12 protein-coding genes and 1 pseudogene are annotated in these 13,366 nt (G+C 63.2%); 5 read left to right on the top strand and 8 right to left on the bottom strand.

Translation table 11 applies throughout. The annotated features are described in order from the left end of the window. Together AB4Y97_RS05460 and AB4Y97_RS05455 are read right to left on the bottom strand one after the other, a co-directional pair. Nucleotides 1–168, bottom strand: a pseudogene (locus AB4Y97_RS05460) (ABC transporter substrate-binding protein); the annotation flags it as partial. 122 nt (nt 169–290) lie between these two features. Continuing rightward, on the bottom strand, nt 291–989 hold the full coding sequence (locus AB4Y97_RS05455) for a fumarylacetoacetate hydrolase family protein (protein ID WP_441998000.1): 699 nt from the start codon (nt 987–989) through the stop codon (nt 291–293). Nucleotides 990–1,124: 135 nt separating this feature from the next. On the opposite strand from AB4Y97_RS05455, the gene AB4Y97_RS05450 reads away from it, so the two are divergent. Both AB4Y97_RS05450 and AB4Y97_RS05445 read left to right on the top strand, forming a co-directional pair. Continuing rightward, the gene (locus tag AB4Y97_RS05450; RefSeq protein ID WP_441997999.1) at nt 1,125–2,594 is read left to right on the top strand and encodes an FAD-binding oxidoreductase; all 1,470 of its coding nucleotides are present in this window, start codon (nt 1,125–1,127) and stop codon (nt 2,592–2,594) included. Continuing rightward, entirely contained in the window at nt 2,591–3,517 is a 927-nt protein-coding gene (locus AB4Y97_RS05445) for a sugar kinase (RefSeq protein WP_441997998.1), read from the top strand. The genes AB4Y97_RS05450 and AB4Y97_RS05445 overlap by 4 nt, the downstream gene beginning before the upstream one ends. A 46-nt stretch (nt 3,518–3,563) precedes the next feature. Here the strand turns inward: AB4Y97_RS05445 and AB4Y97_RS05440 are convergent, their stop codons facing one another. Then, nucleotides 3,564–4,358: a DUF4142 domain-containing protein gene (locus AB4Y97_RS05440; protein WP_441997997.1), complete on the bottom strand. Its 795-nt coding sequence runs from the start codon at nt 4,356–4,358 to the stop codon at nt 3,564–3,566. Nucleotides 4,359–4,635: 277 nt separating this feature from the next. Here AB4Y97_RS05440 and AB4Y97_RS05435 point away from each other — a divergent pair, with 277 nt between their 5' ends. Next, nucleotides 4,636–5,718 carry an acyltransferase family protein gene (locus tag AB4Y97_RS05435; protein ID WP_441997996.1) on the top strand — a complete coding sequence of 361 codons (1,083 nt, stop codon included), beginning with the start codon at nt 4,636–4,638 and terminating at the stop codon, nt 5,716–5,718. 51 nt (nt 5,719–5,769) lie between these two features. Here AB4Y97_RS05435 and AB4Y97_RS05430 read toward each other — a convergent pair whose 3' ends face one another. Both AB4Y97_RS05430 and mbfA read right to left on the bottom strand, forming a co-directional pair. Continuing rightward, a complete protein-coding gene (locus AB4Y97_RS05430) occupies nt 5,770–6,684 on the bottom strand; it encodes a metallophosphoesterase family protein (protein WP_441997995.1) in 915 nt (304 codons plus the stop codon). A gap of 54 nt (nt 6,685–6,738) precedes the next feature. Further along, a complete protein-coding gene (mbfA, locus tag AB4Y97_RS05425; RefSeq protein ID WP_441997994.1) occupies nt 6,739–7,710 on the bottom strand; it encodes an iron exporter MbfA in 972 nt (323 codons plus the stop codon). A 362-nt stretch (nt 7,711–8,072) separates the two neighbouring features. Between mbfA and AB4Y97_RS05420 the strand changes: the two genes are divergently transcribed. Together AB4Y97_RS05420 and AB4Y97_RS05415 are read left to right on the top strand one after the other, a co-directional pair. After that, on the top strand, nt 8,073–8,555 hold the full coding sequence (locus tag AB4Y97_RS05420) for an NUDIX domain-containing protein (protein WP_441998008.1): 483 nt from the start codon (nt 8,073–8,075) through the stop codon (nt 8,553–8,555). Nucleotides 8,556–8,718: 163 nt separating this feature from the next. Continuing rightward, nucleotides 8,719–9,222: a GNAT family N-acetyltransferase gene (locus AB4Y97_RS05415; RefSeq protein WP_441997993.1), complete on the top strand. Its 504-nt coding sequence runs from the start codon at nt 8,719–8,721 to the stop codon at nt 9,220–9,222. An 81-nt stretch (nt 9,223–9,303) separates the two neighbouring features. Here AB4Y97_RS05415 and mctP read toward each other — a convergent pair whose 3' ends face one another. The 3 genes from mctP to AB4Y97_RS05400 all read right to left on the bottom strand — a co-directional run bounded on the left by mctP (nt 9,304) and on the right by AB4Y97_RS05400 (nt 13,354). Next, nucleotides 9,304–10,842, bottom strand: a complete 1,539-nt coding sequence (gene mctP, locus AB4Y97_RS05410; protein ID WP_441997992.1) for a monocarboxylate uptake permease MctP — start codon at nt 10,840–10,842, stop codon at nt 9,304–9,306. 50 nt (nt 10,843–10,892) lie between these two features. Next, complete coding sequence (locus AB4Y97_RS05405; RefSeq protein ID WP_441997991.1) at nt 10,893–11,102, bottom strand: DUF3311 domain-containing protein; 210 nt, start codon at nt 11,100–11,102, stop codon at nt 10,893–10,895. 179 nt (nt 11,103–11,281) lie between these two features. Beyond that, entirely contained in the window at nt 11,282–13,354 is a 2,073-nt protein-coding gene (locus AB4Y97_RS05400) for a hypothetical protein (protein WP_441997990.1), read from the bottom strand. Nucleotides 13,355–13,366 lie beyond the last annotated feature (12 nt).

Here is a 13,366-nt window from a genome sequence, read left to right as displayed (position 1 = left end):
GGCGAGGTCGATCTCGAACCCTTCCAGCTTGCCGCCGGCGCCGGTGAAGTTCCACGGCGCATAGGCGCCCTCGGTGGCGATCTTCACGGTCTTGTCCTGGGCCACGGCGCCACCCATCGCAAGGGCGGAAGCCAGGAGGCCAAGGCTGACAGTTTTGAAGAACTTCATTGTCGTTCCCTTAGTTTTAAAGGCTCGTGCTGAGGCGAGCCACGATTCTCGCGATCATTCTGATCGCGCCGTGATTGAGTAACGGTCAAACACGCCAAAAAGGCAAGGCTCGTTCGGCAGGGCTAAACGACCCGCAGGTTGATCTCGCCCAAGCCGTCGATGGCGCCGACCATGACCTGGCCCTGCGTAACAGCCCCGACACCATCAGGCGTGCCCGAGAAGATTACGTCGCCCGGCGCAAGCTCGAAATAGGACGAAAGATAAGCAATCTGCTCGGCCACGGACCAGATCATGTCCGAGAGATCGGCCTTCTGCCGCACGACGCCGTCGACGGTCAGGGAAATCACGCCGGCTTGTGGATGGCCGATGCGGGAGGCGGGCACGAGCGGCCCGACAGGGCCCGAATAATCCGCGCCTTTCCCAAGCTCCCACGGCCGGCGGAGTCCCTTGGCCTCGTCCTGAAGGTCGCGGCGGGTCATGTCGAGGCCGACCGCATAGCCGAAGACATGGTCGAGAGCCTGAGAGACCGGAATGTCACGCCCGCCTTTGGCCAGGGCGACGACCATCTCGATCTCGAAATGATAATTCTGTGTCTTGGGCGGATAGGGGTGATCCACCACCGTGCCGTTCGGCACGGGCTGAAGCGCATCGGCGGGTTTCATGAAAAAGAAAGGCGGCTCACGGGTCGGATCGCCTCCCATCTCGCGGGCATGGGCCGCGTAATTGCGTCCGACGCAATAGACGCGGCGGACGGGAAACAGATCGCTCGAACCCGCAACCGGGAGGGCAGGGGGTGTGGGGACAGGAATCACATAGGTCATCGGGGATCCGCGAAAGCGTGGAAAATCGGTGTTGTTCTCCCGGCCTTCCTGTGAGGCATGCCGGTTCCTGCCTTCCTACACCTTGCGATCCGCTTCACAAGACGCAATGACTATGCGCAATCGCGAGGAGCAGGGATGGCCATAGAGACAGCCGCGCGCGCGGCACTGATCGATACCCTGACGGAGAGGCTCGGGACGGCCGCCGTTCTGACGAATCCCGGCGACATGGAGAGTGCTCTCGTCGAGCTGCGGGGGCTGTACCGGGGACAGGCCCTGGCGGTCGTGCGGCCACGCGACCGGGACGAGGTCGCCTTCGTGGTGCGGGAATGTGCGAAAGCCGGCGTGCCGATCGTTCCGCAGGGTGGCAACACGGGGTTGGTCGGCGGCGGCGTTCCCTATGGCGGCGTGGTCCTGTCCCTTGCACGCCTGGACCGGATCCGGGAACTGGACCCGGTCAACGCGACGATCACGGTCGAGGCCGGGTGCATCCTCAAGTCGGTACAGGAAACGGCCGATGAGGCCGGATATCTCTTTCCCCTGTCCCTGGCTTCCGAAGGGTCGTGCCGCATCGGCGGCAATCTCGCCACCAATGCGGGCGGCACGGCGGTTCTGCGCTACGGGAATATGCGCGAGCTGACCCTCGGCCTCGAAGTCGTGCTCGCGGACGGGCGCGTCTGGAACGGCCTGAAGGGGCTTCGCAAGGACAATACGGGCTACGACCTGAAGGATATCTTCATTGGTTCGGAAGGGACGCTCGGCATCATCACGGCGGCCGTCCTGAAGCTTTTCCCCAAACCGCAGGCGCGGGTGACGGCCTTCATCGGCTGCGCGTCTCCCCACAGGGCCCTCGACCTCTTCGACCGCCTGCGCGAGGTGGCCGGCGATCAGCTCACCGCCTTCGAGTACATGCCGGATTTCGGGCTCGGTATCGTACTCAAGCACCGACCGGGCACGGTCCGCCCGCTCTCCGGCCACCATGCGTCCTATGCCTTGATCGAATTGTCATCGCCCCAGAAGGATGCGGATCTTCAGCGGCGTCTTGAGGCGGTTCTCGGGCAAGCGTTGGAGGATGGCCTCATCGAGGATGCAGTGCTGGGCGCGAGCGAGGCGCAGAGCCTTGCCTTATGGGGACTTCGCGAAAACCTCTCAGAGGTGCAGCGGCTCGAAGGCGGCTCGATCAAGCACGATGTCGCCGTCCCGGTCTCTCGGGTCGCCGAGTTCATCGAGGCGGCAACCAAGGCCTGCGAGGCGGAAATGCCGGGCATCCGCGTCTGTGCCTTCGGCCATTTCGGCGACGGCAACATCCATTTCAACCTGTCCCAGCCCATCGGCATGGATAAGGATGCCTTTCTGGCGCAGTGGGAGCATTTCAACCGCATCGTGCACGACATCGTCCATGGCATGAACGGCTCCATCGCCGCCGAGCATGGCGTGGGGTTGATCAAGAGGGACGAATTGGTGCTCTATAAGGACCCGGTGGCCCTCGATCTCATGCGCGCCATCAAGCACACTCTCGATCCGCAGAACATTCTCAACCCCGGCAAAGTCGTCGCCATGGGGGAGAGCAATCCCGCGACCTTTCCAGCCCCGGCAATACTTCCATGAAAACCATCGATCTTCTGGCTATCGGCGAACCCCTCATGGAATTCGCCGAAGTTCGGCGCGGCAGCGAACAGCTTTATCTGCCGGGCTTCGGGGGCGATGTGTCGAACACGGCGGTCGCCGCCGCGCGGCAGGGGGCGAAGGCTGCCATCTTCACGGCTTTGGGCGGCGATGCCTTCGGAGCGGAGTTCCTGAAGCTGTGGGATCGGGAGGGGATCGACCGCTCCTCGGTCCTTCTAAGACAGGACGGTCGGACCGGCGTCTATTTCATCAGCTACGGTGAGGAGGGACACGTCTTCTCCTATGCCCGTGCGGGATCCGCCGCGAGCCTCGTCCATAAGGGCGAGCTGCCTCTCGATCAGATTGCTGCGTCGCGCATCCTGCACGTGTCGGGCATCAGCCAGGCGATATCGGACGATTGCGCGGATGCCGTTTTCGCGGCCATCCGCCATGCGAAAGCGAACGGCACGGTCGTCAGCTACGACACCAATCTGCGCCTGCGGCTCTGGCCGCTCGACAGGGCGCGGGCCGTGATCCACGGGGCTGTCGCCTTGTCCGATCTCGCGCTGCCCGGCCTCGACGATGCCCGACAGCTGACAGGGCTCGACAGGCCGGAGGATATCTGTGCCTTCTATCTCGGCCTGGGCTGCCGCGTTGTCGCGCTCACCATGGGCAAATCCGGCACCATGGTCGCAACGCTGGAGCGCCGGGAAGTGATCGCGGCGCGTCCCGTCGAGGCGGTCGATGCGACGGGAGCGGGCGATACGTTCGATGGAGCGTTTCTCGCCGAATGGGTCATTCACGGCGATGCTTTCAAGGCTGCGGCCTATGCCAATGCGGCAGCGGCCCTTTCGACTTTGGGGCAGGGCGCCGTGGGGCCGATGCCCCTGCGCAAGGATGTCGAGTCCTTCATCCGGGCCGCATGAAAACGGCGGGCCAAGACGACCCGCCGCTGATCCAATACGTGTGAGATTAACGTCTGCCGGTTGCGCCGGGTAGGCGGCGCGTCTCGGCCAGATGGTGCTCCAGATGCGGGAGCACCGACCGGGAATATTGAACCAGCGCCGGATCGCTGCCGTTCTGGGCATATTCCTGATACAGCGCGAGCGTCTCCTGATGCGCCGCGCGCTGATAGCGACCGTAGAGACGGTCGAATTGCGGGCCGCTTGTCGAGGCAAGCTCGTTCAGCATTTGGGATTTTTCGGCGTCGAGTTGCACTGGCATCGGGGCAATCGGAGTAATGGTGCCGGTCGCTACGACATCCATCGCGCCGCTGCGGCCAGGATCCGTTGCGAGGCTGCCCGAACGAAGATTGCTGTTATGGCCGAGCGGGCCATCATAGTTCGGATCATAGCCGGGCTTCGGGCCGGGGACCGGGGCGGATGCGATGGTTCCGGTCGTCGCGCCGACTCCGGCGCCAACACCGGCGCCGACGGCAGCACCGACCGGGCCGCCGAACAGGGCGCCGATGCCGGCACCCGCCAGGGTGCCTGTAACGGTGCTGCCCATCCACTCGCCGTTGGCGGAATAGACCTGACTGCCGCCATTGAGAGCTTGGCTCGTCTGGCCGTGGTCGGAGATCATGCTCTGCGCGAAATTGAGGACGCGCTGGTTCCGGGAGCGTTCGAGAGCAAGCCGGCTTGATGCGATTTCGAAGGCGTCAGCCTGTGCCGCCATGTTTCTGAAGGTCAGACTGTCCATCTGCTGCGCAAAGGCCGGAGCGGAAATGGTCGTCAGCAAGGCCGCAAGAGCAATATGTTTCTTCATGGAATGAACCTCTGTTTTCCGGAGACGCAGAACTCCCTCGCAAGGCCTGTCGGCTTGCAATAAACGATGGGTGACTGCTGCAACTCGATAACGAGATGGCGCCTGAGCGGTTCCAAAATTGAGATAATGATCTTATGAATACGTTTTTATTGAGCATTAAAGCTTAGCTTACATGAAAATAGACTTTGTCAGTGCAAATAGGCGTCCTTTCTACCGGAACCGGGATGCGATGCGCGCTTCGATGCGGTATGAGCGCTGATCCGATCCCGAGATCCGCTTGTCGAAACTTATCCACGTCCAACTCTTGAGAGCGTTCGCCGCTCTGTCGGTCGCCTTCCTGCATGCTCAGCATGATGCTGCGGCGCTGGCGGCGCGCGTCGGGAAATCCTTTACCGCCCTCGACCGGTTCCCCTGGATGGCCGGTGTCGATGTCTTCTTCGTCATCTCGGGCTTCATCATGGTCCATGCTTCCCGGTCCCTGTTCGGGAAACCGGGTGCGCAGGGCGTCTTCCTGGCGCGCCGTCTGGCGCGGATCGCGCCGCTCTACTGGATTGTCACCACGCTCTATCTTGCCATTGCCCTGGTTGCGCCGTCGCTGCTCAACAACGACCTCCTCGCGCCCTGGCAGGTTCTGGCCTCCTATCTCTTCATCCCGTTCGAGCGGCCGAACGGCCTCGTCCAACCCCTTTATACGCTTGGCTGGACCCTCAATTACGAGATGTTTTTCTACGGCCTGTTCGCCCTCGTGCTGATCTGGCCCCGCCGATGGGCGCTGAGCCTGCTTGTGGGACTTCTAGCCGGGCTCGTCATCATCGGCCGTCTCATTGCGTTGCCGCAGCCGCTGGCTTTCTGGACGGATCCGATCATCCTCGAATTCGCTTTCGGCCTCGGGCTCGGCTGGCTGCGCGCCGAGGGTCTCACCCTAAGCCGGATCTGGCGGTGGGGACTTGCCGTAACAGGCATCGCTCTCCTGGCGATGAATTTCATTGGGATGGCGAGCGATCTCAATGAGATGCGGCCTCTGGCCTGGGGAATTCCGGCAGCCTGCCTGGTGGCGGCAGCAGCGCTCGGCCCCGATCGTCCACTGTCGTTGAATGCGCTCACCCGTTTCGGGGTTCTGACCGGAGATGCGTCCTACGCCATCTATCTCATCCATCCCTTCGTGATCAGGGGGATCGGCGAGATCGCCCATCGCACCGGGGCCGATGTCATTCTCGGACCATGGGGATTCGTCGTTCTCACCCTTCTGTCGGTGGTTATCGCCGGGTTGATCGTGCATCTCTTGTTCGAGCGGCCAGCGACGGAGGTTGTGCGGGCCCGGATCGAGCCCCTGAGGACGCGCGTTTCGTCCCAGCCTTGACGGCTTGCGCCAGAACTTGTGGCGCCGCGGACGCCTGAGGTCGCAATGCGCTTATGGACTCTCGCTGGCCTGGCGGATCTGGCCGAGGGACAGCATGCCCATCCCGCCGATGCTGCCGTCCGGCCTCAAGCCTCGCAATTCGGCCGTGAGCAGAAAGCCCGTCTCATCCTGATCGATGGTGAAGAGGTGATAGCCTGCCTTATGGGTCAGCGTTCCGGCCCGTGCCGATGCGGAGGGCGCTCCGATGACCGGCACTGGGCCACGAGGGCCTGAGAGATGAGCGAGAGACCCCACATGGTTATGCCCGTGAAGCACGAGCTCGGCGCCGACGCGGCCGATCATGGCCTCGAAGGCGCGGGCATCCGTGAGATTGCGGCCCGGCTGCGCGCCGCCGCGATGGGGCGGGTGATGGATCAGGACGATGCGGAAGCAGCTACGATCCTGCCCTAGCGCCTCCAGGGCCTGCTCTGCCGCCTTCATCTGTTTCGAGCCGATGCGTCCGCTTGCCACGAAGGGCAGGGTCGGGATCGCGGAGGAGAGTCCGACGATGGCGATCGGGCCGTAGCGGCGCAGGAAGGGAAAGACGCCCTCGGAGCCGTCATCCCCGCGTGTCCAGGGCCCGACCTCTTTCAGCAGGCCTTCGAGTGCGCCCATCACATAGGCATCGTGATTGCCCGGCACGAAGCTGACATGCGCCGAATCGCCCAGGCTCTCGAGAAAAATCCGCGAGGTCGCCCATTCGCTGGGGAGGCCGATATTGCAGGTATCGCCGGTACAGGCGATGTGGTCGGGCTGTTGCGCGTGGATATCGGCGACAAGTTCGGCGAGAAGCTCCATGTCGTGAGCGCCCGCGCGGCTGCGATGCCAGTTGTACCAGCCGGTCAGGCGCTTGCTCAGCAATTGCCGGAGCTGCGGGCGGGGAAGCGGCCCGACATGCGGGTCCGTGAGATGAGCGAGGCGGAACATGACGGCCGGACATTATGGCGTCGGCGGGACTTCGCCAAACCTTAAAGCGATGCGTCAGGCATTGCCGATGAAGATGCCCGCGAGGAGGACCAGAACGCCTCCGACGATCACCTGGAAAGCGGCCCTCAGGAAGGGCGTATCCATGTAGTGCGTGCGGATCCAGGAAATGGCGACCAGTTCCACGGCGACCACGAAGGCGGCGACGGAGGTCGCGATCATGAAGGCGTTGGGCCAGGAATCCGGTACCAGATAGGGCAGGGTATGGCCGAGACCGCCGATCGCGGTCATGGCGCCGCAGATCAGACCGCGCAGCAGCGGCGAGCCGCGTCCGGTGATCAACCCGTCATCCGACAAGGCCTCCGTGAAGCCCATGCTGATGCCCGCGCCCACCGAGGCCGCAAGGCCCACGAGGAAGGTCTCCCAGTTGCTGTGGGTGGCGAAGGCGGCAGCGAAGAGGGGGGCCAGGGTCGACACGGAGCCGTCGATCAGGCCGGCGAGCCCCGGCTGGACATATTGCAGGATGACGAGCCTTCGCCGCGCCTCTTCCTCAGCCACCTCCGCATTGGCGGTGACGTGGGCGGCATGCAGCTCGGAGGCCTTGCGCTCGTGTCCTCGCTCGACCTCCGCCAGCTTGGTGAAGAGTTCGCGCACGCTGACATCGAGGGTCTGCCGGGCGGCCTTCTCGTAGAAATTCGCCGCCTGCAATTCCATCAGTTCCGCCTCGCGGCGCATCTTGTCGAGGTCGAGCCCGGCGCTCCACCAGACGGTGCGGCGCTTCAGGAAGCCGCGCACGTCTTCCCGGCGGATCGGCGGCAGATGCTCGCTGAACCGGGAACGGTAGAAATCGTAGAGGAAATTGCGATGGTGCCGCTCTTCTTCCGCCATGTCGTCGAAGATCTCGGCGGAGGAGGGGAAGTCGGGGCGCAGCCGGTCCGCGAAATCCTGATAGATTCGGGAATCTTCCTCTTCACTGGCGATGGCGAGGGCAATAACCTCGCGCTCAGTGAGTTCCGAAAGCGCTTTCATCCCACGATCCCCTATTTAGAACTATTCTAAACAGGATTCCGGGGACAAGCCAAGCCCTCACGAAAGAGGAATTTGCGAGGGCTTGAAGGTTCTTAGTGAAGGTTCTTAGTACTGGGCACCCGGGATCAGGGTCGAGCGGATCGCGTGATCGTTGAGATCAAGGGCGGGCGACCAGGAAAACCGCGAAGACCGGGCGAGACGGGACAGGATGAGAGAGAGAAACATGGGGAGTGCCTTTTTGTTGGCCTTCGTATAGCTCTGCGTCCGGTGCAGGTCACGTGCTGAAACAATGAATCAGCTATGCGTTTAATGAATGAATCCATTCATCATTCCGTAAGCTAAGCTATGATCCATTCATGAAGATGTCCCAACTCAAAGAGTCGAAACTGACCTCACGCTTCATTCGCTGGGGACTTCATACCTATTGGCGCTTCTCCCGCGGGATGACCCTTGGGGTCCGAGCCGTCGTCCTCGACGACAGCAACCGCGTCTTCCTGATCCGGCATACGTATATTCCCGGTTGGCATCTGCCCGGCGGCGGGGTCGAGACCGGTGAGCCGGTGCTGGAAGCCTTGAAGCGGGAGCTGTACGAGGAAGCCTGCATCGCCATGAACGATATCCCGCGGTTGCATGGGGTATTCTTCAACAACCATGTGTCCCGGCGCGACCATGTCATCGTTTACATCATCAGGAATTTCACGGTCGCCGGACCGAAAGTTCCCGACCGGGAAATCGCCGAGGCGGGCTTCTTTCCGCTCGACCGGCTTCCCGAAGGGGTAAGCGCCGCCACCCGCCGGCGCTTGGCGGAAATCCTCGATGGCGAGCCTCCAAGGACCGCTTGGTAAGGGTTGCGCGTTCAGAACCGTTTGCACAGAACCGCAGACGCTGCTATGGCCAGGAAACTTCAGGAAACGCTCAATCTTCATGACCACAACCCGGAACTTGCGACGACGAAACGGCTGACACCAGTCCAGCCCACAATTCTTTTCGTCCTTTGCGAGTCCGTTCATGACCGAGCTCTCTCTGATCATACGCACCGAACAACCTATCGACGCCGATCCCATCGAGCGCCTCCATGAGCGCGCCTTCGGCCCGGGGCGCTTTGCCCGTACCGCCTCCCGGCTGCGGGAGGGGGCGCCGCATCTGCTCGATCTCTCCTTCACAGCCCTCGTGGGTACGCTGCTCGTCGGCTCGGTTCGCCTGACGCCGGTGCTGGCGGGAACGAAGAAAGCCCTGATGCTTGGTCCGCTGACCGTCGAGCCCGCCTTCGAGAGCCGGGGCATCGGCGGAGCGCTGATGCGGCGCTCCCTCGAAGCGGCCAGAGAGAAGGGGCATACCCTGGTGCTCCTGGTGGGCGACGAGCCCTATTACCGCCGCTTCGGCTTCAAGCGCGTCCCGACGGGACATCTCCAGCTTCCCGGGCCGGTCAATCCGGATCGGTTCCTCGTACTGGAACTGGCCGACGGCGCCCTGTCCCATGCAAAGGGGATGGTAGGCACGCTGCCGCTCTGAATTCTTGAAGCGGCGCATCGTTTTGTGCGAACCGAAGGTCCGCGTCAGCGAAAAACCGGGTCCACTTTTGTGCACGATGCGCTAGAGCCGATAATCTGCGGCGACGGTCTGGTCCATGCCGCGCGTCGCGCGGATCGGGTTGAGGACCAGCGAGAGCACGATGGCCGTGGCGAAGTTCAGCCCGAGCGCATAGAGCGCCGCATAGCCGGGAATGGTCAGGCCGTCGAGGGTGAGAGGCACGACGGCGGACTGGAAAGCTTGAGACGCCGCCATCCACGTTCCGGATACGATGCCCACGGCCCAGCCGATCAGCAGGGCCCAGGGATTGAGCCAGCGCGAGTAGAGGCTGACGATGACGGCCGGAATGGTCTGGCTGATCCAGATGCCGCCGAGGAGCTGGAGCTGGATAGCGTATTGCAGCGGCAGGGCGAGGATGAAGACCAGCGCGCCGAACTTCACGATCAGGGAGACGATCTTGGCGTTCTGCGCCTCCTGCCTGGGCGTGCAGTCGGGCCGGATGAACTGGACGTAGATGTTGCGCGTGAACAGGTTCGAGGCGGCAATCGACATGATCGCCGCCGGCACCAGGCCCCCGATCGCAATGGCGGCGAAGGCAACGCCGACGAACCAGTTCGGGAAGGAATGAAGGATCAGCGCAGGCACCGCGAAATTGGACCTGTAGCGGGCGAATTGCGGCGCATATTCGGGCAGCTTGTCGACATTCAGGGCCAGCGCCATGAAGCCGGTGATGGCGAGAAGCCCGAGCAGGAACGAATAGGCCGGCAGGAAAGCGGCATTGCGGCGGATCACCTCGCGCCCGCTCGAACTCAGGATCGCGGTGACCGTGTGGGGATAGAGAAAGAGAGCGAAGGCGGAGCCGAGCGCCAGCGTTGCATAAGCCGAGTACTGGCCGAGATTGCCGTCCTTCGGTGACGCGAGCAGGAGCTTCGATTCCGGGATGGCGGCGAATATCTTGGTGTAGCCGCCGATCTCGATCGGAATCACGATCACCATGGCGATCACCGTGATGTAGATCAGCGTATCCTTGACCACTGCGATCATCGCGGGCGCCCGCAGCCCGCTCGTATAGGTGAAGGCGGCAAGGATGACGAAGGCGATGATGAGCGGCAATTCGCCAAGGATGCCTTCCGCCTGCACGCCCATGGCGCCGATCACTACCTCGATGCCGACGAGTTGCAGCGCGATATAGGGCATGGTGGCGACGATGCCCGTCACCGCAATCGCAAGGGCGAGCCATCGGTTGCCGTACCGGCCTTGAACGAAGTCGGCCGCCGTGATGTAGTTGTGCTTGTGCGCCACGGACCACATGCGCGGCAGGATGAGAAAAACCAGCGGATACACGATGATCGTGTAAGGCAGTGCGAAGAAGCCGATGGCGCCGGCGCCGAAGACGAGTGCCGGCACCGCGATGAATGTGTAGGCGGTATAGACGTCGCCGCCCAGCAGGAACCAGACGACCCACGTTCCGAGACGCCTGCCGGCCAGCCCCCATTCATGCAGCAGGTCGAGATCGCCGCGTCGCCAGTTGGCGGCGACGAAGCCGAGGGCGGTGATGAATCCAAACAGCAATGTGAAGACGATCAGCGCGGTCCAGTTCATGTCCGAACTCCTCGGAACGGGTCGCCGGCAGTTCGTAGATACAGGGGCTCCTAGCCCGCTCTGCGATGTACCCAGAGGATCAGGCCCGACGTGATGAACACCCAGATAAACTGATACCAGTAGAAGAACGGGATGCCTGCGATGGTCGGCTCTATCGAATTATAGAAAGGAACCCAGAGCAGAGCGATGAAAGGCACCAGCAGGAGCAGCAGATTCAGCCAGTCGAAGCGACGACGTTCAGGCGCCGGATACTCGGGCATGGAGAAAACCTCCATTCATGCGGATGCTCAGTCGGCAATCCTTATGGCGCATTAGTATACGCCCATGCTTGTCACAAGAAAATGCCAAGAAATGCTCAAAGGGAGGAGTGCCCGCTCCCGCTCACAAGCGCTATCTTATCTCAAGAGATCGTTGGATCCGAACCTGTCCCGATTGCCGGTCAGGCGCGACGGCGACCTTCGGCAAGCCAGGCCGCAAGGGTCGCGCCGACCAGCAGCACGAGGCCGAGCAGGCCAAGAGCCAGGGGAAAGACGGAGATGCCGCGAACGATGGCGCTCTCGCTCGGCTTGATCCCGATCCAGTCGCTGCCGGAAAAGCGTGAGCCCGAATGCACGGCGAGAATGCGCGGCACTGTGATGCCCTTGTCACCCTCCACGGCCACGCGCCTGACTGAGCCGCCCGTCGCCTCGGCGATGGGACGCAAAGCGTCCGTATTGCTGAATACATCGGTCAGCTCGCGCGGATTGGCGGGCCCGATGCTCACGAAAGCGATGAGATCGCCCGAGCGGACCGTGTGGAGTCCGAGTTCGCGGCTCGCCACCTGCGCGGTGAACAGGCCGGGTCGCGTCTCGGTGAGGGCGACGCTGCTCTCCGCGCCGCTCGGTGCTTTCAGAATGACCGGATCGGCGCTGTCCTTCATGGTCTGGCGTTCGATCCTGATGTCGCGACCGGCGGCGCTGGCGCGCAGGGCTTCCTCTTCCAGCGCGGGCTCCTTCATCAGCCAATGGGCGAGGCGGCGCAGAAGATCGAGATGCGGACCTCCGTCGTCATAGCCGCGCGCCCAGAGCCAGGCATGGTCGGAGAGGAGAAGCGCGACGCGGCCCTTCTCCTCCCGGCGCAGGACGAGCAGCGGCAGGTCGTTCGCACCCGACATCACCGTCGCGCCGGAACTGACCTGCGAGCCGATGATGCGCAGCCACTCGCCCCAGGATGGCGGCTGCGTCTCCGAGCCGGGCAGGTCCCGCGTGACAGGATGGCGCGCGCCCGTGTCGGTGATATGCGCCTTGTAAGGCTCCTCGACGATACGTCCGTCCGGCGCGCCGGGAATGATCGGCGCAAGCCGTGTCTGGGCGAGGCTGCCGTAGCTTGCGAATTCGGGTCCCGCTGCCACGAGCATCGCACCACCCTCGCGCACATAGCGCACGATGTTCTCGAAATAGCTCGAGGGCAGAACGCTTTGGTTGGCGTAGCGGTCGAAGATGATGAGGTCGAATTCCTTGATCTTCTGCTGGAACAATTCCCGGGTCGGAAAAGCGATGAGCGAAAGCTCGTTGATGGGGGTCCCGTCCTGCTTCTCGGGGGGGCGCAGGATCGTGAAATGGACAAGATCCACGTTGGCGTCGGACTTGAGAAGGTTCCGCCATGTTCGTTCGCCGGGATGCGGCTCGCCCGAGACGAGGAGGACGCGCAGCTTCTCGCGGATGCCCTCGATGGGAACGACGGCCCGGTTGTTGGCCAGGGTCAACTCGTCGGGCAGGCCGTCCACCTCAAGTTCGATCACATTCGCGCCGCCATGCTCGATGCGCACATTGATCGAGAACGGCGTATCGGCCCGCACCTGCTGGCGTGAGAATTCCTGTCCGTCCCGGCGCACGGTCACGGTGGCGGAGCCGGTGCCGCCGCGCTCCATGACGACCGCGCGAATGGTCTGATCCTTGCCGACGATGCCGAAGCGGGGAGCCTCCAGCAGCTTGATCTGCCGGTCGCGCTCATCGGGACGCCCGGTGATGAGGGCGTGCAGCGGCGCCTTGAAGCCGAGGCTTTCGACGGAGGGCGGAATGTCGTGCACAACGCCGTCGGTCACGAAGAGGACGCCAGCGAGCCGGTCCGGCGGTACGTCGGCAAGGCCGTTGGAAAGCGCCGCGAAAAGACGCGTTCCGTCATCCCCCGCGCCGTCGTCGGCCTCGATGTAGCGAGGCTCCACATCGGGAAGCGCGCCGAAGCGGCGCTGCAGCTCGGCGCGAACCTTGTCTGTCATCTCCTGTCGGTCGCCAAGGGTCTGGGAAGTCGTGCGGTCGATGACCACCGCCACGATGTCCTTCACCTTCTCCCGCTCCTCCTGAACCAGGGACGGGTTGGCAAGCGCCAGGAGGATCAGGGCGAGGGCAAGCGCTCTCACGATGGCGACAGGCCCCCGGGAGACGAGAGCCAGAACGGCGAGAATCGCCGCGACCGCACCGACGGTCCAGAGGACGTAGACGGGGATGAGGGGTGAGAAACTGACCGAAAGCATCGCTATGTCCTC

Origin of the sequence: Microvirga sp. 2TAF3 (assembly GCF_052114965.1) — a bacterium.
Taxonomy (GTDB): Bacteria; Pseudomonadota; Alphaproteobacteria; order Rhizobiales; family Beijerinckiaceae; genus Microvirga.
The sequence above is the reverse complement of the archived record's forward strand: the minus strand, read 5'-3'. Positions and strand labels throughout refer to the sequence as shown.

What these genes read in the sequence shown, in the direction of transcription:
- AB4Y97_RS05415 (WP_441997993.1), top strand. Translation starts at nt 8,719, where the DNA reads ATGACCGAGCTCTCTCTGATCATACGCACCGAACAACCTATCGACGCC.
- AB4Y97_RS05400 (WP_441997990.1), bottom strand. Translation starts at nt 13,354, where the DNA reads ATGCTTTCGGTCAGTTTCTCACCCCTCATCCCCGTCTACGTCCTCTGG.
- mbfA (WP_441997994.1), bottom strand. Translation starts at nt 7,710, where the DNA reads ATGAAAGCGCTTTCGGAACTCACTGAGCGCGAGGTTATTGCCCTCGCC.
- AB4Y97_RS05430 (WP_441997995.1), bottom strand. Translation starts at nt 6,684, where the DNA reads ATGTTCCGCCTCGCTCATCTCACGGACCCGCATGTCGGGCCGCTTCCC.
- AB4Y97_RS05405 (WP_441997991.1), bottom strand. Translation starts at nt 11,102, where the DNA reads ATGCCCGAGTATCCGGCGCCTGAACGTCGTCGCTTCGACTGGCTGAAT.
- AB4Y97_RS05455 (WP_441998000.1), bottom strand. Translation starts at nt 989, where the DNA reads ATGACCTATGTGATTCCTGTCCCCACACCCCCTGCCCTCCCGGTTGCG.
- AB4Y97_RS05440 (WP_441997997.1), bottom strand. Translation starts at nt 4,358, where the DNA reads ATGAAGAAACATATTGCTCTTGCGGCCTTGCTGACGACCATTTCCGCT.
- AB4Y97_RS05445 (WP_441997998.1), top strand. Translation starts at nt 2,591, where the DNA reads ATGAAAACCATCGATCTTCTGGCTATCGGCGAACCCCTCATGGAATTC.
- AB4Y97_RS05420 (WP_441998008.1), top strand. Translation starts at nt 8,073, where the DNA reads ATGTCCCAACTCAAAGAGTCGAAACTGACCTCACGCTTCATTCGCTGG.
- AB4Y97_RS05450 (WP_441997999.1), top strand. Translation starts at nt 1,125, where the DNA reads ATGGCCATAGAGACAGCCGCGCGCGCGGCACTGATCGATACCCTGACG.
- mctP (WP_441997992.1), bottom strand. Translation starts at nt 10,842, where the DNA reads ATGAACTGGACCGCGCTGATCGTCTTCACATTGCTGTTTGGATTCATC.